This window comes from Priestia sp. YIM B13491 (genome assembly GCF_042787605.1).
Taxonomy (GTDB): Bacteria; Bacillota; Bacilli; order Bacillales; family Bacillaceae_H; genus Priestia; species Priestia megaterium_E.
On record NZ_JBHZOR010000002.1, the window covers coordinates 502,347 to 523,645 of the forward strand.

Here is a 21,299-nt window from a genome sequence, read left to right on the forward strand (position 1 = left end):
TCGGATCTTTCTTCAACTACAATGCTTTTGTCCCAGACTCTTTGTTGTTACGATACTTTTTTTGTTACTTCGTTAATGTAAGCTTCCTTGTCTTTATCGTTAAATTGACCTTCCCACTTCGAAATGACAATCGCACCAAGTGAGTTTCCAATTACGTTTACCGCTGTACGTCCCATATCTAACAAACGGTCGATTCCAGCGATAAAAGCAAGCCCTTCTACCGGAAGTCCTACAGATCCAAGCGTTGCAAGCAGTACAACAAACGATACGCCTGGAACTCCTGCAATTCCTTTAGATGTAACCATTAAAATTAATATCAGTGAAATTTGCTGTGTGATGCTCATATCAATACCGTACATTTGCGCGATAAAAATCGCAGCAAGCGCTTGATAAAGAGTAGATCCGTCTAAGTTAAACGAATATCCCGTCGGAATAACAAAAGATGTAATTGCTTTAGGACATCCGAACTTTTCCATTTTCGCAATAATACGCGGCAATACTGTTTCTGAACTTGCAGTTGAAAATGCTAACAGCAATTCATCTTTTAGCACTTTTAATAAGTGGAAGATGTTAACGCCAGCCCATTTAGCTACAAGCCCTAGCACAACTAACACAAAGAAAATCATTGTGCCGTAAGCAACAATTACAAGCTTACTAAGCGGAATCAGAGACGCTAGTCCAAATTTTGATACGGTTACACCGATTAATGCAAATACGCCAAACGGTGCAAACTTCATAACTAAATTCGTTACCCAAAACATCGCTTCTGCCGTGCCTTCAAAGAATCTTAAAACCGGCTTGCCTTTTTCACCGATTGATGCAATTCCAAGTCCAAATAGGACCGAGAAGAAAATAATTGGCAGCATGTCGCCTGCAGCAATTGACTCAAATACATTCGTTGGAACGATGTGAACAAATGTTTCTACAAATCCTTTTTGCTCTGTAGCTTCTGCCGTTGATGTGTAGCTGCTGATATCTGATTTTTCAAGACCGCTGCGGTCCACACCAGTACCAGGGTGAAGCAAGTTAGCTGCTAATAAGCCTACAACAATGGCAACCGTTGTAATGATTTCAAAGTAAAGAATTGTTTTTCCGCCTAATTTACCAAGCTTCTTAATATCACCAACACCTGCAACGCCCACAATGATACTAGATATAACAATCGGCACCACGATCATTTTAATTAAATGAATGAATACGTCTCCAATTGGCTGGAGCACTTCAACTGCTTTAGGATTTCCGTAAAAAATAGCCCCTACAATAATACCTGCAATCAAACCAATTAGAATTTGTCCTGCTAATCCAAGCTTTTTGAACATATCTTTGCACCTTCCTTCTTTTTTCTAACAGCTCAAAGCTGTTTATTTGCACTTAATGTATTCAACAGATACAATTCCATTAAGAACTGTTTATTAAGTAGTTCTTTTATTCATAAGATTACATTATCATAGGCATCACAAAATCTAACAAAAACCTACTGAAACTAACAAAAAGTTTTTAGAAAATTACAAATTGAAAACGCTGTAGTTTTTTTTTACTACAGCGTTTGTTTGACTTCATAATAGAGCATTTGAATAAATTTTTTTACGTTTATACGACTCGGAGTGCTGCTTTTTCCCGTCCCTTTTTCTATATCTCTCATGCGCTGATGCACCATTGAAAAATCGAAAAACTTAGAAGCGTAATTTTCAAATTTAGGATTAAAGAAGTCAACCATACCAAGAGAAGTCAAATGATTTAAAGACTGATAAATAGCTCGTCTTACTCGCTGCTCAGCTGCTTTCATTTCTTTTTGCAGCACGTCTTCTGAAAAAGATGAACCAAGCTTTCTAACGGTAATTTTCTCAAAAATCTCTTTGAGAGAAGGAAAATGCTGTTCATACATCGTGCTTTTTTCCGTTTGATGCAAGTAATTGATGATTTCAATTAAATCTTTGCTTCCGCTTTCTCCTAAAATCCCAAGTTCTCTTAAAAGAAACCTGCACCCTTCTGCCGGATCGCTTTCTTTTTTACCAAAAGAAGGCGTTTTTTGTTGATTTCCTACATTAAGTACGGTATTTAACGATTCTTGAATTTTCTCCATTGATTGTTGAACATGAATTCGTTCAATTACTTTTTGAATGACCATGAGCACTTCCATACGATTAAGCGGCTTCGTGATATAGTATTCAATGCCAAGCGAGTAGGCTTTTCCAATCAAATCTTTCGTTTCTACCTGTGACATCATAATAATTTTCCCTTTAAAACTATCCTTTATTTTGCGCACGGTTTCGATTCCGTCTTGAATCGGCATTAATAAATCAATAAATAAAATATCGATCTGCTGCAATAAAGAAACTTGATCATTTAACACGATCCCGTCTTCTCCTTCTCCTATAACCTCCCCTAGATCATTATCTTCAATAATTTCGGCTAACATTGAACGAAAGACTTCGTCATCATCTATGATATAAAATCGCATATTAGTCCTTATCCCCCATTAACGTAGAAATAGGTAAATCTATAGCAAATTGAACACCGGGGCTTGGAGACAGATTAACAAATTGAATATTCCCTCCCAGCTGCTCGGTCATTTGCTTAACGTAGACAAGCCCAAGACCCGTAGAAGGCGTTCCGTCCTTTGCATATTTGGATGTAAATCCCGCTTTAAAAATGAGACGTTCATGCCTTTTTTTCACTCCGGGACCGCTATCTCTTACATACAATAAAATGCGGTCTTCTTCTCGACATACATCGATAATAATCGCGCCTTCTTCTTCAATCGCTTCGACCGCATTCGTTACTAGGTTATTAATTAATGATAAAAACAAGTACACGTGATAGCGAGGATGCTCTCCTAAAATCGAATATGAAAAATGAATATCTTTTGCTAACATCGCCGCATATTTTTCGTTGCTGCGCATGACGATTTGAAGCAGACTTTCGATTTCCATATACTCAGAAAATTCTTCTTTTGTAATGACCTTGGACAGTCCTGCTGATATCCGCTGGTTGTCTTTTTTAATATCATGTACTTCTCCTGCAATTTGTAATGCTTTTTGGCTAAAATCGTGCAGTGAAGTAAGCTGGTAGATATCCGCTTCGTGTAATTCTTCATACAAATCATACGACTTTTTCGTAATTCTTTCAGCGTCCTGCAGCGTTTTTTTCAAATGAATGGATTCCTCATATAAATTTGAAAGCACAACAAGCAGCTGGTCATTTTTTTGAGAGATTTGTCGTTCTCTCAGCTGCCCTTCGTAAAGTTTGATCATGCTAAACAGGCATAAAACAAAGAAACTTCGAAAGACGCCTACAATAAAAATTTGCATGAACTCTGGAAACACAATATGATGGTGAACCATCACATACATACAAAGCAATTCCATCCCGCCTGAAACCGTTTCGATAATGATGCTCCATATGCCAATAATCCAAGGCTTTGAATGAAAATCGTTAATTTTAAACCACGAAAAAGAAATGGCATAAACGAGATAATAAATCCCCGCTGAACACCTGATCTGCAAAGAATGCAGAAAATCAAATGATTCGTAGTTATACCAGTCAAGGTACATCCGAAAGCCCACTATAGCACTCGCAACTAAAAGACCTGGTATTACAGGAGATACCTTTCTTAAAAGCAGCAGTGAAAAGAAAAAAATGGGCACAGCAAAGCTAACTCTATACGTATCATGAAAAGGATAATATTTAAGCTCTCCTGCTAGCGGCACAACGACTATCATTACCAGAATGAGTAAAACATCTTTTTTTACTACCGTATCAACTTTCATCGTTCACTTCCTGCACTTTTTGAACATAAGTATATAGTTTAGCAATCTAAAAGACAATCGCTCTTCTCTATATTTTTTTACATCCCTACTTCCATTTATAAATATAGCCCATATATAAACGGTTATTTATTCTCTTTCATTATTCTCTGTAGTTTTTTAGATTTTCTTGTTTTATTTTGTAATTTTTGTTGTATAGTAGAAGTACCTTTTAAAATGTGAGGCTGTATCACAACTATTCAATTATTATTACATCACCTGATAGCTACACTAAAAAGGAAAACTATTATTTTACAGGGGGAGCTTATTTTACAATGTGGATCATTACCGTTTACTCGAAAAACCAAAGTCCGACTATGTTTGAATTTGAATCAGAGGTAGAGGCGAAAAAGACGTTTCAGGAGATTAAAGGGTGTAAGATCCTATCGGAAGTTATTTACTATAACGACCGAGTTCCCGCTTTAGCGTAAATCAGTTGATGTAGGAAATTTTGCAAATTATTGGTTAAAAGCCACATAAAGAGCCAAAGGATGATCCAGTTCCTTTGGCTCTTTGCTGTTTGATTAGAAAAAACTAGGCTGATACATGAGCTGAACTGCTTGTGACACCGCAGTTGATTTCCTTGTAAGACTTCGCTTTCCGCGGGCGGCCGCTGAGCCTCCTCGTCGCTTGCGCTCCTGTGAGGTCTCACCTGTTCCGCTTTTCCCGCAGGAGTCTTCGTCTTGCCCTCCAATCAACTGCTAGAAGGATCTAACGTTGACCCTAACAAAAAAACGAACCACTAATCAAACGTGTTGATCAATGGTTCGTTTTTCACTTCGTCTAACATACTTTTGTCCCAGCCTCGTTTTGCTTTGTGAGCATACTGACTCCCCACATTACGATAAAGTTGATAAGCAGCGCAATAAATCCGACGTTGATATCTTTCATTTGCTGAGGCAGTGACGGGAACAACGTACCAATAGTAGATCCGCTGATTGTAATATAGGCCACTACAATAATTCCAGCAACAATCCCCCACGCTGCTCCTTGTTTCGTTACAAAATTATTTTTCTTCAAGCTGAAAAGCAGAGATGGAAACAGCTGTGTCATTAGACTATAGCCCATTAAAATAATCGTTGACAGCGTCGTTCCTCCGTTTAGCGTAAAGTAAACAGAAATGAGAGCCACAACCGGTACAAAGCTTTTCGCTAAACGAGCAATACGCGCTTCGCTTGCTTGAGGCGCAAACGGTTTGTATATGTTTTTAGCCAGCAGCGTTGACGCACTCATTAACAGCATCGATCCCGGCACAAGCGCTGTCAGCAAACCAGCTCCTCCTATAATTCCAATAAACCAAGGATCAAAAGTTTGGATTGAGATCCGTAATAGCGCAAGATCCACGTCTCCTCCGCTTAAACCAGGAACTTTTAAAATAGCTGCAAATCCAACAAAAAATACAAAGAGCAGCATCAGCGTATAAAGAGGACTAATGATTGCATTTTTACGAAATACCTTTGCATTTTTCGCTGTATAGCTTGAACTAAACACCTGCGGCCACATATAAAAACCAAGTACTAGTAAAATAACGGTCGAAATAAACCACGAGACGCTCAATCCTTGCTCAGGAAACTTTAAAAACCCTGGCTTCGCTGTATTCACCGCTTCAAACATCGGACCGTATCCTCCGTAATAATGAAAAGGTAAATAAATGCCTAAAAATCCAATCACAGCAAGCATCATAATGTCTTTAATAACGGCCGTCCATGCAGAACCGTGGATACCGGATATCATAACATACAGCGTTAAACTGATAGCTCCCATCCAAATGGCTGCCGGCATTGAAATGGCGCCGTATGATGCTTGTGATACAATAATCCCCAATCCTTTTAACTGCACAACAATAACAGGAATGACAGCAATCACTCCTACAGCAGCTACAAGCACACCAAGGTAAGGGCTTTTATATTTGCTTACAAAAAAATCAGGCTGCGAGACGAGCTTATGATCTCTTGCATACTTCCAAATAACAGGAAGAAGCCAGTATGATAAGACATATGATAAGCTAATATAAATTAACACATAAAGTGCAGGAGCTCCTTTTCCATAAGCCCATCCGCTTCCGCCTAGAAACGAAAACGTTGTATAAATTTCTCCGGCCATCAGCACAAACACTAAAACCGCCCCGAAACCGCGTCCGCCTACCGTCCACTGCTCCAAGTTCATATCCTTGCCTTTAGTTGATCGTATGCCAAGAAAAATAGCTGCCACTAAAAATAGTAAAATAATAATAAGTGCACTATTCATTCTTCTTCCCCTTCCCGATTTCTGGGATCAAGCTTATACATAACCCCTAAAATAATGGACGTAAGCACCACCCATATCACCATCCAAAACATATTGAACGGCATACCGAGAACAAATGGAGTGACTCGATTAACAAAAGGGAGAAAACCTAATATGCCTACGAACGGAAGGACAGACAAAATATAGATAAATTTCATGACTAAACTCCTCCGACTTTCTAAAACTAACTTCTTTATATTACCACATATTCCGTGTATTCAATGAAGGAATGCTTGCATTTAAACTGAAATAATCTCCAAAAGATAAAATATTCTGTACTATTTTACAAAAATACTGTTTTCATTTTTCTGAATAAATAGTATAATTTCTTCTTATAGTTCGCAGGAGGTATCGTACAGATGAAAACAATAGAGAAAATCAGTACATTTGCAGGAAAAACGTTTACGCTTTGGGTTATTTTAATTTCCGTTATTGCCTACTCATTCCCAGAGCACTTTGTATGGATTGGAAAGTACATCGTTCCGCTCTTAGGAATTGTCATGTTTGGAATGGGATTAACGCTGTCAGCGTCTGATTTCAGCGAAGTATTTCGAAGACCGAAAGAAGTAGCACTAGGCGTGGTGGGACATTTTATCATTATGCCGCTTCTTGCATTCGGTTTGGCGATTGGCTTAGATTTACCAAAAGAAATAGCAGTGGGCGTTATTTTAGTAGGCTGCTGTCCAAGCGGCACATCATCAAACGTAATGGTCTTTTTGGCTCGAGGAAACGTTGCGCTCGCAGTTGCTATCGCTTCTGTTTCAACCATTTTAGCACCGAATGTTACACCGCTTCTTATTTTATTATTTGCAAGCAAGTGGGTCGATATTGATATCATGTCTCTTATTATTTCCATTATACAAGTTGTCATCATTCCGCTTGCTCTTGGATTTACGATCAAAAAGTTTTTTGGAAAAGCTGCAGAAGCAAGTTCCAAAGCCCTTCCCCTTGTTTCAGTAGTCGCGATTGTCTTGATCGTATCTGCCGTTGTGGCAGGAAGCCAAGCACAGCTTGCTAAAACAGGCGGTATCATTTTTGCCGTAGTTGTTCTTCACAACATTCTTGGTTTCACAATCGGCTTCTTCTTTGCCCGCTTATGCGGAATGGATCTAGCCAAACAAAAAGCGGTGGCAATGGAAGTTGGCATGCAAAACTCAGGGCTCGGCGTCACTATCGCTTCCACTCACTTTTCGCCGCTAGCCGCTGTCCCAAGCGCCATCTTCAGCGTCTGGCACAACATTTCAGGCTCAGTTCTTGCCTTTATCTTCAGCAAACTAAAAGACAAAAACCAGCCATCGTCTGATAAAAAAATGGCTGGCTGATACAATAAACTTATAAGGGAAGCACAAAAAGCTCCCTTAACTCTTCCCAAAAAGTTTTTACCTAGGCGAATGCCACCAACGCCGAAAGCGGGGTGGCATTCGCTTAGGTATAGAAAAAGAGACATGGCGCTTTTGCCATGTCTCTTCTTTCTAAAACTATTAGCCTCTTCCTGCTTGGAAAGAAGGGTATTTCGTCATACCACCATCAGCAAATAATGTAATACCTGTTACATAGCTTGCTTGTGATGATGCTAAGAATGCTGCAACTGCTGCTACTTCTTCTGGTTTACCGATGTAACCCATTGGAATCATGCTTTCTACATCTGCACGTTGTTCTGGATCTGCAAATTTCTCTGCGTTAATTGGTGTGTTCATCGCACCTGGTCCAATGTTATTTACGCGGATACCTTTTGGCGCATATTCAAGAGCCAATGTTTCCGTCATTAGTTTCATACCGCCTTTACTTGCTGCATAGTGAACAAATAATGGCCAAGGAATCATTTCGTGAACGCTAGACATGTTGATAACATTTCCTTTAATGTCGTTTTCAACGAAATATTTAATCGCTTCACGGCTTCCTAAGAATGCACCTGTTAAGTTTGTATCAATAACTTTGTTCCAGTTGTCTAAAGATAGCTCATGAGAAGGAACTGGGTTTTCAACACCAGCGTTGTTAATCATAACGTCTAATGTACCGAATTCTTTGATAGCTGTTTGAACAAGATTTACAACGTCTTCTTCTTTTGTTACGTCGCCTTGAACGATGATTGCTTGTCCGCCTGCTTCTTCTACTTCTTTTTTCGCGTCTAAAGCTTCTTCTTCATTGTTGTAATAGTTAATAACAACTTTTGCTTCTTCTTGACCGAAACGAACAGCCATTGCACGTCCTAAACCTGTTGATCCACCTGTAATTACAACTACTTTATCTTTTAAATCTGTATACATAATAAAATCCTCCTAGTGTTTTCATTTATTCATACATACTATTATTAACTTTTACGTAAACGTTAACTTTTAGCCATTCCGAGGAATACGCCACCTAAAATGATGAGCACAATACCAATCGTAATCGAAATAAGCTGACGCTTTGTTTTCTTTTCTCCTAATAAGAAGATACCGCCAAGCGTTGAAATAACAATTCCCATTTGTGATAATGAGAAGCTTGTTGCAACCCCTACTTTAGGTTGAGAAATAAATAAGAACATATTACCAGCTGCCCAAATCAGCCCTGGAATAATGTTGCGAATTGCGTATTTATTAAACGGTTTGTGTTTATAAGTAAGTATAAGTCCACCAATTAACATACCAATAGCTTGTGGGAATAGCGCCGACCATCCGTCTACATTAAATAAACGAGCGACAACTACATACACTAAGTATCCAATTGTTGAAATAATAAGGGTAATAATCCCTTTTTTGAATTGTCCAGATTGCTCTGCATTTTTTTCGCTTTCTAGTGATGTTAACACAATACCAATAACAATAAAGATAAGAGCTAACACGCCTAAAATAACGGTTGTTGTTGTTGACCACTCGTGAAATACGATAACACCAAACAATGATGTCGTCACAAGCTGCATACCAGTTGAAATTGGCATGGTTTTTGAAACACCAATATAATCAATCGTTTTCAACTGATTACTTTGCCCAACTGCCCAAAATAATCCTGAAACGATTCCGACAATAAAAATAAGCGGCGTCAATACGGGATGAACTACGAAGTAAATAACGGCTGAAAAGATCAGCGCACCAATTGTAGTCCCAAGCGTTTGACTGTAAGGACCTCCGCCCAATTTAACGTTGAACAGGACAATACTTCCCCAGAAAATCGCAGGAAGAATAGCCAAAAGGATATCCATTTGATACTAACCTTCTTTCTCAAACTCTTGATGTAATTGTAAATTTAAAGTACCTTTTATTTAACTAGGTAACTTTATGTAACCAATCTTAGACCTTTTTTCTTGATACGTCAACAATAATATGTCGATTTTGTGACTTTTTTTGAATACTTTACAATACAGCGTTTCCAAGCTACTGAAAGTTTTGAAAATAAAAAAAGATAGCCTTTTCATTATCCAAATGTTAGTATATAATAACATCACAGTGGTTACTTTTAATATCCTATATACAATAAAGTAGGTGACATCAATGAATGATTTTGATGAGTTATGTCCAAAAGTGTGGAAAACATTCGATATAATAGGAAAAAGATGGAATGGATTGATTATTTATGTCCTGATGAGCGGTCCTAAACGCTTTAGTGAAATTCACAGCAGCATTCCTTCTTTAAGTAAACGAATGTTAACCGAACGAATGAAAGAGCTGGAAGAAGAAGGAATTGTGATCCGGCACGTTATTCCTGAACGTCCCGTTCGCATTGAATATATCTTAACTAAAAAAGGATCAGAGCTTGGTATGATCTTAGGGCCCGTCAGTAAGTGGGCAAAAACATGGATAAAATAAAAAAGCCTCTTTGGAGGCTTTTTTTACGTTTGATAGAGGATATAATTATTTTTCCCTTCTCTTTTTCCTTTGTATAACGCATCATCTGCATTTTTTAATAATAAAGCAGCCGATTCCCCGTCCTCTGGATAAATAGAGACGCCGATGGTAGTTGTTGTGCGCAAACAATAGCCCCGTACATTCCAGCTTTGCTGAAGAGAGACATGAATCCGCCCAGCAATTTGTTCAATTTCCCGTCCATTTGTGACGTTTAAAATAATGATAAACTCGTCTCCGCCCAACCGATAGATGCGATCGCCTTTCCGTACACAGCTTTTTAATCTCTTCGTGTATGCTTTTAAAAATTCGTCGCCTATATGATGGCCATATTCATCGTTAATCTGCTTAAAATTATCACAGTCGAGAAACAAAAGCGCAAAAAACTCATCGCTTTTCCGCTGCCCATTTTCAATTACTTTGTTTAACTCTTTTAATAACATCGCCCGGTTGGGAAGACCTGTTAAACTATCGTGAGTGGCTTCAAAATGAAGTTTATTTTCTAGCGCTTTTTGTTCAGTAATATCATTGTGAATGGATACGTAATGAGTAATATTTCCGTCTATATCTTTTAACGGCACAATTGTTTTCGATACCCAGTATGACTGATGATGCTTCGTCTCCATTTCAAGCTGTCCTCGCCATACTTTTCCGCTTTTTATTGTTTCAAGCAGCTCATGGTGGTCATGATGAAGCTCTGCATCTCGATAATACTTCCCTAATAAATCTTCTTTTTCATAACCTGAATACTGTACATACATATCATTTACATAGGTAATAATTCCACTTGCATTTATAATCATAACGCTAGCTGATTCATCAAGCGCATATTTTATATTTTCAAGTTCTTTCAGCGTATAAGCCAGCTGTTCTTCTGCTTCTTTTTGAGGCGTAATATCGTGTAAGATTGCATAAGCCCCAACCGTTTGATTATTTACTTTAACAGGAATCGTTGTAATATACACATGTTGTATAGAATGTTGGCTTCTGCGGAATGTTAGTTCTGTACTATAGCTAATTTCTTCATATACATTCCAAGACTTGTAGTTACAGGCTCCCAGTCTTTTAGCAATATCTCGGTAATTTTGATGCAGCACATCGCTTGCAGAAAGCTGCAGCGTTTCTAAGAATGCGCTGTTGATATTTAAAATCGTGCCGTCCAAATTCAGCATACAAACCGCGTGGTGGTGGTTTGTAAATAGCGATTTATACCACTGTTTGCTTTTTATGAGCTCCAATTCTAATCTTTTAATAGCTGTGATATCTCGGTAAATCACCGAATAGGCGACCAGTTGATTTTGATAGTCATAAATCGGTGAACAGCTGACAGAGACACACACGCTTTCGCCGCTTTTTGTGTACCTGACTGTTTCATAAGGAGGCAGCGTCTTGCCATTTTTTAATTCTGCTATTAATTTAAGGTTTTCTTTTTCCTCTTTCTTTGACACGATGTTCATCTCTTGACGGCTTTTTCCTATAACTTCTTCTTTTCTCCACTGAAATAGCTTTTCAAATGCCCCATTGACTGTTAAGACCTTCTCATCACAATCAGCAATTAAAATGGCGTCTACCGTATTTTCTAGAAACGCATCGAGCAAACGCGTGCTCTCTTCCTGCGTTTTTTTATAATGAATTTCTTGAGCCATGACAAGGACATGTGAAGGGGTTGTCGCTTGATTAAAAAGAGGGGTAAATGTTACTTCATATGCATGCCGGTCGGGCTGAAAAAGCTGTATGTATTGATATTGAATCGGTTCTTTCATGGCAATAGCTTTTTCACAAAGTGTGTAAAAAAGCAGATTTTCTTCTTTATTGATTATCTTGTCTTCCATTTTGTCAAAGAATCGCTGAGCTGCTTTGTTACATTCTTTATAATATAGCTGATGTTTTTCTTGCTGAATTAAAATAACAGGCTGCGGCATATTCATAAAATAAAATTGGAATACCCCTTCACTATACATACTAAATATCCTCCATCTGCCTTTGGAATTTCACTAAACGTCTTGTTTTGATATGCAATTCACTCATTCTCCCAAACCAACGCGTCTTCTTTACCTCTTAAAATATTTTAACAATCGCACAAAATCACATAATTTTATAAAAATTCAAGACATCTGCGTTGCATATAAGTCTAATTACCCGTTCTCATATTACGATAAATTATCTATTTAGTGAAGTGTATGGTTTAAGAGTTCAGCAGCCTTTCTCGTCTGAATAAACTGCGGTACTTATTATAAGTTAAGTAGGAAGAGATCGACTGCGGCGTGCCCAGCAAATAGCCTTGAGCAGCATGTAGGTTTAACGAAATCGCTGCGGCTAAATCTTTATCTCGTTCAACGCCTTCTAAAATAGCGACTCCTACAATTACTCCAATAACAGTCTTCATGCGATTCTTCATAGTCGCCCATCCTTTTTTATTGTTTAGAACAAACTTCACTTTGTATATATTGAATAGTTTAGAATTGTTATATCTGTTCTTATTTCTTCGACATACCTTTTTTAAAAGTTATTGAGACTCACAAATCTCTCTGACTTCTTTTTCTTTACCAAATAAGCCTTTGTATTCAAGTTGAGCTATTTTCTTGATTAAAACGAATACTATTTAATATTTCTACAAACCACTCTCTTTTCTCAAGCCCCTTATTAGTTTGATGATTTAAACTGTCATCAAACCATAATTCAATTACCTTATTAGAATACTTATCTGCTACGTATCCTATGTATGTATTTGGAGCATATTTATTCTTATCATGGATGACATGTTCTTCTGTTCCTTTAAAATAAAGATAAGCTGCATCAAAATATATACGGGTATTAGCTGTTTCCCACTTTTCAGGATCATTTGCGCCAAACTCACCTTTAAATAGACTCTCTACATAAATAGATTCATCATCAGCATTACTCTCTGATAGTTCGACTTGTAAATAATTTAGTTGATCTCCTTTTTTATGCTTCTTGACTGATGAAGCTTTCCACCTTTCGTAAAAATCGTCACTTTTAACATATTGTTGTTCATTTTCATGTAACAACTGATACTCCTCCGGAAACCACATCGTATACTGTCCTGTCCTTGATTTAAACTCATAAAACCCATCGTCTACTTTTTTATCTTTATTCAAAAACTCACGAGTGAAATGATCCTTAAAAGCTGGAACATTTGGGTAGCGGCTTTCATTTATGATCCATATTCCGCCTATTAAAATAGTTGCCCCTGTAATTACTACGATAATAGTCTTTGTATGCTGTTTCATAGCTGCACACCCTTCTTCATTATTTGAAACAAACTTCTTTTCCTATTTATTAAATAGTTTTTACCGAATACTATTACCCGAAATTGCTTCGTGATGTATAGCTAACTTAACCGTAAAATTGAACACTTCTTAAGATTTTCATTAACCATTTTCTCTGTTTCTCTTCCTCAAATTGTTTATTTTTAAATCCGCTCGTTTCAAAAGAAAATTCAATTACTTTGTTAGAAGCTTTATCTATAATATACGCATAAAAGCTATTGGGTTTTTGCTTAATATCTTCTACTACTTGATTCTTTTCATTTATCTCAAAATGAGCACTTGAAAAATAAATTTCAGTTTTACCTGTTTTAATAAGCTTTGGCTGTTCAGAAATTAAATGATCTTTAAAAAAGCTTTCAAGATAATCTTGGTAATTTCCCTTGTGATCTTTAGCCATCCTGACATATATAGCTCCTCTATACTCTTTGGTTTCACTTGTTGAGGGAACAGCTTCCCATTGTTCAAAATCTTTATTATCTTTAGCGTAATCACCATTTTCACTCAGTAATGTATACTCCTCCGGAAACCACATCGTATACTGCCCTGTCTTGGACTCAAACTCATAAAACCCATCATCCACTTTTTTATCTTTGTTTAAGAATTCACGCGTAAAGTGATCATCAAAAGCAGGGACGTTTGGGTAGCGGCTTTCGTTTATCAGCCATATTCCTCCTATTAAAATAGCAACTCCTATAATGATTGCGGAAAGGGTCTTCGTACGTTTTTTCATTGTCCTACACTCCCTTTATTACTCTTTTGAAATAAATAGGACTTAATGTAAATTGTTCAACATATAAAAATCCCTCAGACCACTGTCTGAGGAATAGCAGTATCCCTTATGTTAATTCACTTTCATCCATTGATTCTTTATATCGAATTTCGTACTCTCTCTTATGCATATCTTTAACAGAATGCATAAAACTCATAATATGCTGAAATGCTCCAGTATCATACTGCTGAGCCCTTAGCGTATATCCCCGCTCAGCTGCTTCTAATTTACTTTTAACCGCATCCGTAAACTCACCCGTTTGGTTTTCTAAATAGCTTTTAGCATGCCAAAGCTTTTCATTTACTTCTTGATCCTTTTTGATTAACTCTTTAATCCTTTTTGCCTGCTCGTCTTTGAAGTCATCACCATCAAATTCAAACGTGTATTTACCGCTCGTTGTTCCTGTGTGTGTAAAATCAAAATCAAACAATTAAATCCCCCCTACTACTTCTTTCATGCTTTTAATATCTGAAGCTACCGATTCGTCAGCTTCCATCATCTTCTCGAAATTTTGGAAGAACGTTTCAAGAAACTTTTGATAGTATGTAACTTCCTCTTGAATAGAAGAAATAATCTCTTCAACAGGGGTAAATACACTATCGTCTAGCGGATCAAACGTTTTGTCAAACGTCACTTTTTCAGCCACACGCTTTTGTCCAAACCAAGCTAGGGTAGCTCCATCTTTATCTGCCTTTTCCATAAATGACTGGGGAGAAGCTTCTTCTCTGGATATTTTCATTTTTAACTTTTTCTTCTTAGCTTCGAAGACTTCATTAATTTCACTATGTAAATACTGCTTTAGTGCATTTAAGTTTGCTTCTTTGTCTTTGATGGCATTAGCACAGTAATAAACAAACTTCTTCATTTGTTCATAATCTAGCAAGATTTCTTCCTGAGATCCTGAATCAAAAACCTGATAATATGTCTTCATAGCATTAGCTTCTGTGTATTTGACAACATAATTAATTCCGTGGAGTTTTGCTTGTTTACTTTGAGATATTCCTTTAATAAGCTGAAATGTTGCTCCAGGGCTAGTAAATGTATTTACCATTGCTGCTGCACCTACTCCTATACCTGCTTTAATCTCTCCAAAATGAAGAAAAGGATATCTTTTTACACTCTCAAGATATTGATCACGTGTTTCTGGCAGGTTAAGCAACGTTTCTTGTTTCACATGATCATTAACAAACCCTAAACCGCCTAATGTTGTCTTTACTCCAAGGTTATATCGGAATTGGTCTATCATATATACTGGGTTCCATTTTGCTTCTTTCTGAAAAGGATATTTCCCAATGTTAATCATTTCTTCTGTATCTAAATCTCCAAGCATGGTTACTTTGTTACCTGCATACCAGCTGTTTGGAAAGGATTGAGCATGCATAGGCTCGCCTTTTACCCAGGTATGGCTGATTCTTTTTACTTCTTTTTCATAATAAGTATTAGCTAGAGATATGAGGTCATTTGAAGATAAATGTCTGCTTGCTCCTCTTTTTCGATTTATATATTCTAAGAAGTCTTTATCAAGGTCTTTGAGTTGTTTAACATTTACAGGAGCATCATTCAACCCTCTTATGTTCACAAAGTTTTTAGTTAACAGACCTAATGTAACTATAAGGTGACCACCTAGAGAATGACCATCTCCATACCTTTTAATTTCAATATCTGAACCTTCCACCTTTTTTTCTACCTCATTGTACATCTCTAAAGCATCATTGATTTGCTTGTTACTTTTTCCTGCTCCAATACCTAATGCATCATAAACCACATCACCAAAATCTTTAGATGGTTCTGTTCCTCTAAAGATATAATATATTTCATTAATATGGTGCTTTTTGTCATAAAAATGAATAGCAGCTCCATCGAAACCAGACTTTTTTCCAATTTTCATGTCCGTACTGCTATAAATCTCAAAATTCGGCGGTTCTTTCCCCATAGTTTCTTTATAGATTTCTTTTATTTCTTTCTCTTTTCCTGATAAATCCTTATATTCAAGTTGAGTTAACTTATTTCTTAAACTATTATCTAAAACAGAATGATTAGCCATTGTGTTCATCCTTATTAAAAGTAATGCTCTTTAATATCTTTATAATCCATTTATCTCGTTCTTCTGCTGACTTTTTAGAAAGATGATCATTTGTACTATCAAAATAAAATTCAATTACACGCTCGGAGTTCTTGTCTGCAATATAACCAGCATATGTAGTTGGAATATGTCTATTAAAGTCCGTAATCACCCTTTTATCTGTTCCTTTAAAATATATGTACGCTCTGTCATAATAAATTTTTGTTGTATCTGTCTGTAACTTTTGAGGGCTAGTGCTATGAAAACGTTTCTTAAATAAGCTTTCTACATAGACCTTTTCTTTATCGGGATTTTTCTCAGACAACTCAATGTTAATATATCCTTTATGTCCTTCATTGTTATTATTCGAGGCTTTCCAAAATTCATAATATGTATCGTCTTTAACATAATCTGATGCATCCTCATGTATTAATTGATACTCCTCCGGAAACCACATCGTATACTGCCCTGTCTTCGACTTAAACTCATAAAATCCGTCATCCACTTTTTTATCTTTGTTTAAGAATTCACGCGTAAAGTGATCATCAAAAGCAGGGACGTTTGGGTATCGGCTTTCGTTTATCATCCATATTCCTCCTATTAAAATAGCAGCTCCTGCAATGACTGCAATAATGGTCTTCGTACGTTTTTTCATTGTCGCACACCCTTTTAGTTATGTTATAACCTATGTTTTATACATGTTCGATACTATCATACTTATAATGGGAGAGTCATAAGCAGAACGAATCAAAGAACCATAATTAGGAAGTGGTTATTTTTCACTATCACTTACCCTTTCTATTAAAAAAATAATCGTTTCTTTTTTTATCATTGTTACCGTTATTAATGATTTCTCTCAATAAAGAAAACCCCACTTTCAAAAAAGTGAGGTTGATTACATAATATAGGCCATTTACTGAATGTTTCGCTCTTCTTGCGCTAGCACATCAATTTCAGCGTCAATCTTCACGCTGTGGGTTTTTCCATCAAGTCCAAGAATCACAATTTCGTACTGCTTGTTAGCAAGGACAATCGATTCAATAATGCCTTTATGCTGTCTTAAGGCGTATGCTTTTGCACGGCTTTTAGTTAAAGGAATCGTTTTTTCTTTCAAAACATTGCCGGTTTCGGCGTTAATTTTTACTTTGTGCTCTTCTCCGTTTAACGTAAGGATGTCTACTGTATAAATAGGAAGAGTGAGTATTTTACTCAGCGATATGGATTTGACAATGCCTTTATATTCTTTTAATGCGAGAAGCTTTGCTTGTTCTTTCAACAAAAGTGATCGTTTTTCAGAAATCATTTGACGCCATCCTTTCTAGTTTATAAAACGGACTGCTGTTTCAATTTCTTAACGTACCATATCCTATGTATACGTCTACTAACTAGTATAGCGGGCTTGTCTTAAATTTCTCTTAATATTACATGAAAGATAGCTGAAGAAAGCTGTTATTCACTGAAAAAACTAGACCTGGTTAGATCTAGCTTCTTATTGGTGAATGTGAATTCTACATTTTTTTGGTTTCGAATCGTTCTACGGCTCTCATTTGTTTGATTGATGGGGATTTGTGGACGCACATGCCTAGATGGACTTTTTGAAGCAAATAGGGATCAATGTAAAAACCATTTTGAAAGATGTTTTCTTTGTCCTGTTCGTCATGAAATTTGGAGCATCTTACACAGTAATACATATCATAACCTCCTTGCGGACTATTTTATAAACGGGGATAGTTTTGAATGGTATATTTACCTACATCATATGGAAAAGAACAAAAGTCGTGCTTGTTTAGGGAAAATGTCCGAAAAGGAGAAGGCTTGTCCATGGGCTAAACCGCTGGCTTTTCAAAATGATTATTTAGAACATAAATCAGTTTGATCGTAACAAAAAAGCCTCTTTCAAAGAAAAAAGAGGCTTTTTTATTAATTTGTTACTTTTGCGCTGTTTTGGTGCCAGTTCCAAGCTGATGCGATAATTTTTTCTAATGAAATTTGCGCTTTCCAGCCTAATTCTGCGTGAATTTTATCAGAAGATGCGACCAAGCGTGCCGGATCTCCAGCGCGGCGGTCTGACATCACAATATTCGCTTTTTTACCCGTTACTTTTTCACACGTTTCAATCACTTCTTTTACAGAGTAGCCAAGGCCGTTTCCAAGATTGTACGTTGCTGTTTTCTTCGTGCCGTCTAACAGTGCTTGAAGCGCTGAAATGTGAGCATTTGCTAGGTCCGTTACGTGAATGTAGTCACGGATGCACGTTCCGTCTTCAGTATCGTAATCTGAGCCGAATACAGAGATGTTTTCACGTTCACCAAGCAGGTGCTGAAGAATGATTGGAATTAAGTGCGTTTCAGGATCATGGCACTCGCCAATTTCCGCTGTTTCGTAAGCACCCGCTGCGTTGAAGTAACGAAGCACCACATATTCCATATCGTAAGCACTTGCAAAGTCAGCTAAAATCTGTTCAATCATTAACTTTGAACGTCCGTACGGATTAATTGGGTTTGTTGCCGTATCTTCTGTAATGATATCTACAGAAGGAATCCCATATGTAGCAGCAGTAGATGAAAAAATAAACTTTTTCACATTGTGCTTCATCATCGTTTGTAAAAGGGTTAACGTCGCAGCTACGTTGTTTTGATAATATTTAAGAGGATCTGTTACTGACTCCCCTACTAAACTATTAGCAGCAAAATGCATGACAGCATCAATTTTATGATTTGTGAATACGCTTTCTAAATCTTTCTCATTACCTAGATTTCCTTCTACGAATACCGCTTTCTCATCGATTGCCCAGCGATGACCCGTTGATAGATTATCAAGTACCACAACTTCATTTGTTTTCACTAATTCTTTTACTAGGTGGCTTCCGATATAGCCTGCTCCTCCGATGACTAAAATCATACTGTCAGTCAGCTCCTTTTTATTAAGTGTCGCTACAGATATCGTACCCGTTTCTTTTCCATTTGTAAATATTTCATTTTTCAGTATATGATAACGCAGCTGTCTCTTTTAATTAATATATCTACTAATTGTGAACTGAGTGTGAAGATATTCATTTCTGCTTAAAAACCCGTGCGTGTAGGCAACGGGTTTTCTTCTTAGATTTGCTGAGGCACTTTCTTCATATCTTTTACTTTATTTTTTAATGGAAGCATCCCTTCAATATGACATTCAATACAGTCCCCGTCTTCAATAACAGCCGGTCCCGGCGTTCCGGTGAGGATGATATCACCTGGATGCAGCGTCATGACTTTTGAGAAAAATGAAACACAGTATGCGATGTCGTAAATCATATTAGACACTGTATTTTCATGCTGCATGTCTCCATTTAGCAATGTGCGCACTTGAAGTGATTTCACGTTTGATATACTTTCTTTTGTAACAAATTCTGAACCTATACTGCAAAAGGTATCAAAGCTTTTCGCTCGCATTAAGTAGCGATGATTCGCCGCATGAATATCAGCTGCGGTTACGTCGATTGCTGACGTATAACCAGCAATTACGTTTATGGCTTCATCTGGCTCTATATCCTTACACGTTTCGCCGATTACCACCGCTAGCTCCGCTTCAGCCGTTGTTTTGTAGGACTGCTTTGGAATACGAATGCTGTCTTCTGGTCCAATAATGGCGGTTGCGGGTTTTAAAAAACTAACTGGATCAATGGCACGGTCGTAGTCTTTTAGTTTTTCTTCAGAAGCGGCATAATTAAACCCAATGCCTAATAATTTCGACGGATTACTAATGATAGGAGCTGTTTTTCTGCCCTGCAAGTGCATTACAGGAAAAGAGCTGTTCATACCAAATTTATTATGGGCGTACCATGTTTCAAGGTGGCGAAGTTCTTTATATTGAATCAGAGCCCAAATTGTTGTAGACCAGTTTGTTAAATATTTGGTATTAATATCTTCTATAAGCAGAATGCTGTCATTGTCTAAAATGGCTGCTTGTTCTTTCCCTTGCTCTATTATATTTACTAACTTCATGATACGCTCCTTACCGATGCTTGAATGATACGATCGCTGTTTTCTTTTACCCAATTTAATAATTTTTCATCTTGGTTGTATCCTGCAATAAAAGATAAACCGATTGGCAAACCGTCTAGTTCTCCTGCAGGTATCGTAATTTGGGGAAGGCCGCTTAGGCCGGCAATACACGTCATTTGAAGCGTTCGCAATCTTCTGTTTTCTAACTCCGGTCCTTTTGCATCTTTTACAGGCGCGGGTCCTGGAGCTGTAGGAAGTACTAATATTCCTTCTTCTCCAAGCTGTGAGTACATAAAATAGCGAAGTTCACGACGCTTTTCTTCTATATAATTCATATTTAATAATGTAAGAGTGCTAGCCCATTGAAAACGGCTTCCGATGTCTTCTCCAAAGGTTGGATTTTCTTTTTGAATCCACTCTCCGTGCGTTTGCCAGATTTCTTTTCCTTGCAGCAAACGGAAGGTTTCCATATATGTAGAAAAACCCTGAGGAGCAATCGCTATCTCTTCTATAGTAGAGAAAGACTCTATTACGTGATTTATAGACGGCGCAAGAGCTCGCATGCTTTGTTCATCCACAAGTTCCATTACATCTGTTGGTACATACAGCCGTGTAAATCCACTAGCACGCGACGTTGAATTCAATAAAACCGCTCCTACTTTTTGCAAAGTGTGGCCGTCTCTAGCCATTACACCAACTGTATCGAAGCTTGGAGCCAGTGGAATCAGACCGTTTGTAGAAATGCGTCCGTGAGAAGGACGATACCCGAAAATACCGCAGTAGCTGGAAGGAATTCGAACCGATCCTCCCGTATCTGTTCCAATCGCAAAATCAGTTATTCCCGCTGCGACAGCAACCGCTGATCCGCTTGAAGAACCTCCGGGAATTCGATCTGCGCTTTTTGGGTTTACCGGTGTTCCGTAATGCGCGTTTTCTCCATTTAATCCGTACATAAGCTCGTCAGTATGCGTAACTCCCTTTAGTGCAGCTCCTTCTTTTAAAAGAGCAGCTACTACGTCTGCATGTTCACTTGCAGGCTGATGCGTGGAGAGCCAATCTGGATTTCCCGCACTTGATATATGTCCTTGTACATCAAATACGTCTTTTAACGCAAAACTCAAGTTATTTAACATTCCCGTTCCCGTTGGAGGTACGTAAAGATCACTGTCTACAAATGCGTTCCACGTATCTTTCATTCAACCATCTCCTCATTTCTTATATCTGTTTAGAATATAAAATTTGGAATAAGCTGGTCAATGAATGTGTCAGGTCTGTTAACATT

Annotated in this window: 23 protein-coding genes; 3 read left to right on the plus strand and 20 right to left on the minus strand. The window is 37.5% G+C overall.

Features of this window, described 5'->3' with window-relative positions:
- Positions 1-47: 47 nt before the first annotated feature.
- The 3 genes from ACFX4E_RS08630 to ACFX4E_RS08640 form a co-directional block, all read right to left on the minus strand.
- On the minus strand, positions 48-1,319 hold the full coding sequence (locus ACFX4E_RS08630; RefSeq protein ID WP_028407730.1) for a cation:dicarboxylate symporter family transporter: 1,272 nt from the start codon (positions 1,317-1,319) through the stop codon (positions 48-50).
- 218 nt (positions 1,320-1,537) lie between these two features.
- Positions 1,538-2,461: a response regulator gene (locus tag ACFX4E_RS08635; protein ID WP_377258206.1), complete on the minus strand. Its 924-nt coding sequence runs from the start codon at positions 2,459-2,461 to the stop codon at positions 1,538-1,540.
- A 1-nt stretch (position 2,462) separates the two neighbouring features.
- On the minus strand, positions 2,463-3,770 hold the full coding sequence (locus tag ACFX4E_RS08640) for a sensor histidine kinase (protein ID WP_322551792.1): 1,308 nt from the start codon (positions 3,768-3,770) through the stop codon (positions 2,463-2,465).
- A 311-nt stretch (positions 3,771-4,081) separates the two neighbouring features.
- Between ACFX4E_RS08640 and ACFX4E_RS08645 the strand changes: the two genes are divergently transcribed.
- Complete coding sequence (locus tag ACFX4E_RS08645; protein ID WP_013055763.1) at positions 4,082-4,237, plus strand: hypothetical protein; 156 nt, start codon at positions 4,082-4,084, stop codon at positions 4,235-4,237.
- A 93-nt stretch (positions 4,238-4,330) separates the two neighbouring features.
- On the opposite strand, the gene ACFX4E_RS08650 is transcribed toward ACFX4E_RS08645, so the two are convergent.
- The 3 genes from ACFX4E_RS08650 to ACFX4E_RS08660 form a co-directional block, all read right to left on the minus strand.
- Positions 4,331-4,504, minus strand: a complete 174-nt coding sequence (locus tag ACFX4E_RS08650) for a hypothetical protein (protein WP_176526456.1) — start codon at positions 4,502-4,504, stop codon at positions 4,331-4,333.
- A gap of 85 nt (positions 4,505-4,589) precedes the next feature.
- Positions 4,590-6,053, minus strand: coding sequence for a sodium:solute symporter family protein (locus tag ACFX4E_RS08655; protein ID WP_075421387.1), 1,464 nt, complete (start codon positions 6,051-6,053; stop codon positions 4,590-4,592).
- A complete protein-coding gene (locus ACFX4E_RS08660) occupies positions 6,050-6,250 on the minus strand; it encodes a DUF3311 domain-containing protein (protein ID WP_013055761.1) in 201 nt (66 codons plus the stop codon). Before ACFX4E_RS08660 ends, ACFX4E_RS08655 begins: the two co-directional genes overlap by 4 nt.
- A 201-nt stretch (positions 6,251-6,451) precedes the next feature.
- Here ACFX4E_RS08660 and ACFX4E_RS08665 point away from each other — a divergent pair, with 201 nt between their 5' ends.
- Positions 6,452-7,414 carry a bile acid:sodium symporter family protein gene (locus ACFX4E_RS08665; RefSeq protein ID WP_377258209.1) on the plus strand — a complete coding sequence of 321 codons (963 nt, stop codon included), beginning with the start codon at positions 6,452-6,454 and terminating at the stop codon, positions 7,412-7,414.
- 159 nt (positions 7,415-7,573) lie between these two features.
- Here ACFX4E_RS08665 and gdh read toward each other — a convergent pair whose 3' ends face one another.
- Both gdh and ACFX4E_RS08675 read right to left on the minus strand, forming a co-directional pair.
- Positions 7,574-8,359 carry a glucose 1-dehydrogenase gene (gene gdh / locus ACFX4E_RS08670; protein ID WP_025749618.1) on the minus strand — a complete coding sequence of 262 codons (786 nt, stop codon included), beginning with the start codon at positions 8,357-8,359 and terminating at the stop codon, positions 7,574-7,576.
- 62 nt (positions 8,360-8,421) lie between these two features.
- A complete protein-coding gene (locus ACFX4E_RS08675; RefSeq protein ID WP_025749619.1) occupies positions 8,422-9,273 on the minus strand; it encodes a RhaT/GlcU family sugar-proton symporter in 852 nt (283 codons plus the stop codon).
- A gap of 289 nt (positions 9,274-9,562) precedes the next feature.
- On the opposite strand from ACFX4E_RS08675, the gene ACFX4E_RS08680 reads away from it, so the two are divergent.
- A complete protein-coding gene (locus ACFX4E_RS08680) occupies positions 9,563-9,877 on the plus strand; it encodes a winged helix-turn-helix transcriptional regulator (protein WP_028407725.1) in 315 nt (104 codons plus the stop codon).
- A gap of 23 nt (positions 9,878-9,900) precedes the next feature.
- Here the strand turns inward: ACFX4E_RS08680 and ACFX4E_RS08685 are convergent, their stop codons facing one another.
- From ACFX4E_RS08685 to ACFX4E_RS08740, 12 genes are all read right to left on the minus strand, one after another.
- Positions 9,901-11,874, minus strand: coding sequence for a PAS domain S-box protein (locus tag ACFX4E_RS08685; protein WP_377258212.1), 1,974 nt, complete (start codon positions 11,872-11,874; stop codon positions 9,901-9,903).
- A gap of 224 nt (positions 11,875-12,098) precedes the next feature.
- Entirely contained in the window at positions 12,099-12,311 is a 213-nt protein-coding gene (locus ACFX4E_RS08690) for a hypothetical protein (protein ID WP_377258215.1), read from the minus strand.
- Between the two features lie 166 nt (positions 12,312-12,477).
- Positions 12,478-13,164: a hypothetical protein gene (locus ACFX4E_RS08695; RefSeq protein ID WP_098433499.1), complete on the minus strand. Its 687-nt coding sequence runs from the start codon at positions 13,162-13,164 to the stop codon at positions 12,478-12,480.
- Positions 13,165-13,270: 106 nt separating this feature from the next.
- On the minus strand, positions 13,271-13,933 hold the full coding sequence (locus ACFX4E_RS08700) for a hypothetical protein (protein WP_121944533.1): 663 nt from the start codon (positions 13,931-13,933) through the stop codon (positions 13,271-13,273).
- A gap of 106 nt (positions 13,934-14,039) precedes the next feature.
- Positions 14,040-14,402, minus strand: a complete 363-nt coding sequence (locus ACFX4E_RS08705) for a hypothetical protein (RefSeq protein WP_377258218.1) — start codon at positions 14,400-14,402, stop codon at positions 14,040-14,042.
- Positions 14,403-16,016, minus strand: a complete 1,614-nt coding sequence (locus ACFX4E_RS08710; RefSeq protein ID WP_377258221.1) for a DUF6792 domain-containing protein — start codon at positions 16,014-16,016, stop codon at positions 14,403-14,405.
- Positions 16,009-16,689, minus strand: coding sequence for a hypothetical protein (locus ACFX4E_RS08715; protein WP_377237441.1), 681 nt, complete (start codon positions 16,687-16,689; stop codon positions 16,009-16,011). Before ACFX4E_RS08715 ends, ACFX4E_RS08710 begins: the two co-directional genes overlap by 8 nt.
- Before the next feature lie 258 nt (positions 16,690-16,947).
- Complete coding sequence (locus ACFX4E_RS08720) at positions 16,948-17,337, minus strand: PepSY domain-containing protein (RefSeq protein WP_217599536.1); 390 nt, start codon at positions 17,335-17,337, stop codon at positions 16,948-16,950.
- A 205-nt stretch (positions 17,338-17,542) separates the two neighbouring features.
- Positions 17,543-17,725: a DUF3973 domain-containing protein gene (locus tag ACFX4E_RS08725; protein ID WP_060746561.1), complete on the minus strand. Its 183-nt coding sequence runs from the start codon at positions 17,723-17,725 to the stop codon at positions 17,543-17,545.
- Between the two features lie 229 nt (positions 17,726-17,954).
- Positions 17,955-18,935, minus strand: coding sequence for a UDP-glucose 4-epimerase GalE (gene galE, locus ACFX4E_RS08730; RefSeq protein ID WP_263034521.1), 981 nt, complete (start codon positions 18,933-18,935; stop codon positions 17,955-17,957).
- 197 nt (positions 18,936-19,132) lie between these two features.
- Positions 19,133-20,017, minus strand: a complete 885-nt coding sequence (locus ACFX4E_RS08735; RefSeq protein ID WP_098333749.1) for a fumarylacetoacetate hydrolase family protein — start codon at positions 20,015-20,017, stop codon at positions 19,133-19,135.
- Complete coding sequence (locus ACFX4E_RS08740) at positions 20,014-21,213, minus strand: amidase (protein ID WP_230931921.1); 1,200 nt, start codon at positions 21,211-21,213, stop codon at positions 20,014-20,016. The genes ACFX4E_RS08735 and ACFX4E_RS08740 overlap by 4 nt, the downstream gene beginning before the upstream one ends.
- Positions 21,214-21,299 lie beyond the last annotated feature (86 nt).

Bases quoted from the DNA above. Each gene is read 5' to 3' on its own strand.
- ACFX4E_RS08630 (WP_028407730.1), bottom strand. From the start codon at position 1,319: ATGTTCAAAAAGCTTGGATTAGCAGGACAAATTCTAATTGGTTTGATT.
- ACFX4E_RS08635 (WP_377258206.1), bottom strand. From the start codon at position 2,461: ATGCGATTTTATATCATAGATGATGACGAAGTCTTTCGTTCAATGTTA.
- ACFX4E_RS08640 (WP_322551792.1), bottom strand. From the start codon at position 3,770: ATGAAAGTTGATACGGTAGTAAAAAAAGATGTTTTACTCATTCTGGTA.
- ACFX4E_RS08645 (WP_013055763.1), top strand. From the start codon at position 4,082: ATGTGGATCATTACCGTTTACTCGAAAAACCAAAGTCCGACTATGTTT.
- ACFX4E_RS08655 (WP_075421387.1), bottom strand. From the start codon at position 6,053: ATGAATAGTGCACTTATTATTATTTTACTATTTTTAGTGGCAGCTATT.
- ACFX4E_RS08660 (WP_013055761.1), bottom strand. From the start codon at position 6,250: ATGAAATTTATCTATATTTTGTCTGTCCTTCCGTTCGTAGGCATATTA.
- ACFX4E_RS08665 (WP_377258209.1), top strand. From the start codon at position 6,452: ATGAAAACAATAGAGAAAATCAGTACATTTGCAGGAAAAACGTTTACG.
- gdh (WP_025749618.1), bottom strand. From the start codon at position 8,359: ATGTATACAGATTTAAAAGATAAAGTAGTTGTAATTACAGGTGGATCA.
- ACFX4E_RS08675 (WP_025749619.1), bottom strand. From the start codon at position 9,273: ATGGATATCCTTTTGGCTATTCTTCCTGCGATTTTCTGGGGAAGTATT.
- ACFX4E_RS08680 (WP_028407725.1), top strand. From the start codon at position 9,563: ATGAATGATTTTGATGAGTTATGTCCAAAAGTGTGGAAAACATTCGAT.
- ACFX4E_RS08685 (WP_377258212.1), bottom strand. From the start codon at position 11,874: ATGTATAGTGAAGGGGTATTCCAATTTTATTTTATGAATATGCCGCAG.
- ACFX4E_RS08690 (WP_377258215.1), bottom strand. From the start codon at position 12,311: ATGAAGAATCGCATGAAGACTGTTATTGGAGTAATTGTAGGAGTCGCT.
- ACFX4E_RS08695 (WP_098433499.1), bottom strand. From the start codon at position 13,164: ATGAAACAGCATACAAAGACTATTATCGTAGTAATTACAGGGGCAACT.
- ACFX4E_RS08700 (WP_121944533.1), bottom strand. From the start codon at position 13,933: ATGAAAAAACGTACGAAGACCCTTTCCGCAATCATTATAGGAGTTGCT.
- ACFX4E_RS08710 (WP_377258221.1), bottom strand. From the start codon at position 16,016: ATGGCTAATCATTCTGTTTTAGATAATAGTTTAAGAAATAAGTTAACT.
- ACFX4E_RS08715 (WP_377237441.1), bottom strand. From the start codon at position 16,689: ATGAAAAAACGTACGAAGACCATTATTGCAGTCATTGCAGGAGCTGCT.
- ACFX4E_RS08720 (WP_217599536.1), bottom strand. From the start codon at position 17,337: ATGATTTCTGAAAAACGATCACTTTTGTTGAAAGAACAAGCAAAGCTT.
- ACFX4E_RS08725 (WP_060746561.1), bottom strand. From the start codon at position 17,725: ATGTATTACTGTGTAAGATGCTCCAAATTTCATGACGAACAGGACAAA.
- galE (WP_263034521.1), bottom strand. From the start codon at position 18,935: ATGATTTTAGTCATCGGAGGAGCAGGCTATATCGGAAGCCACCTAGTA.
- ACFX4E_RS08735 (WP_098333749.1), bottom strand. From the start codon at position 20,017: ATGAAGTTAGTAAATATAATAGAGCAAGGGAAAGAACAAGCAGCCATT.
- ACFX4E_RS08740 (WP_230931921.1), bottom strand. From the start codon at position 21,213: ATGAAAGATACGTGGAACGCATTTGTAGACAGTGATCTTTACGTACCT.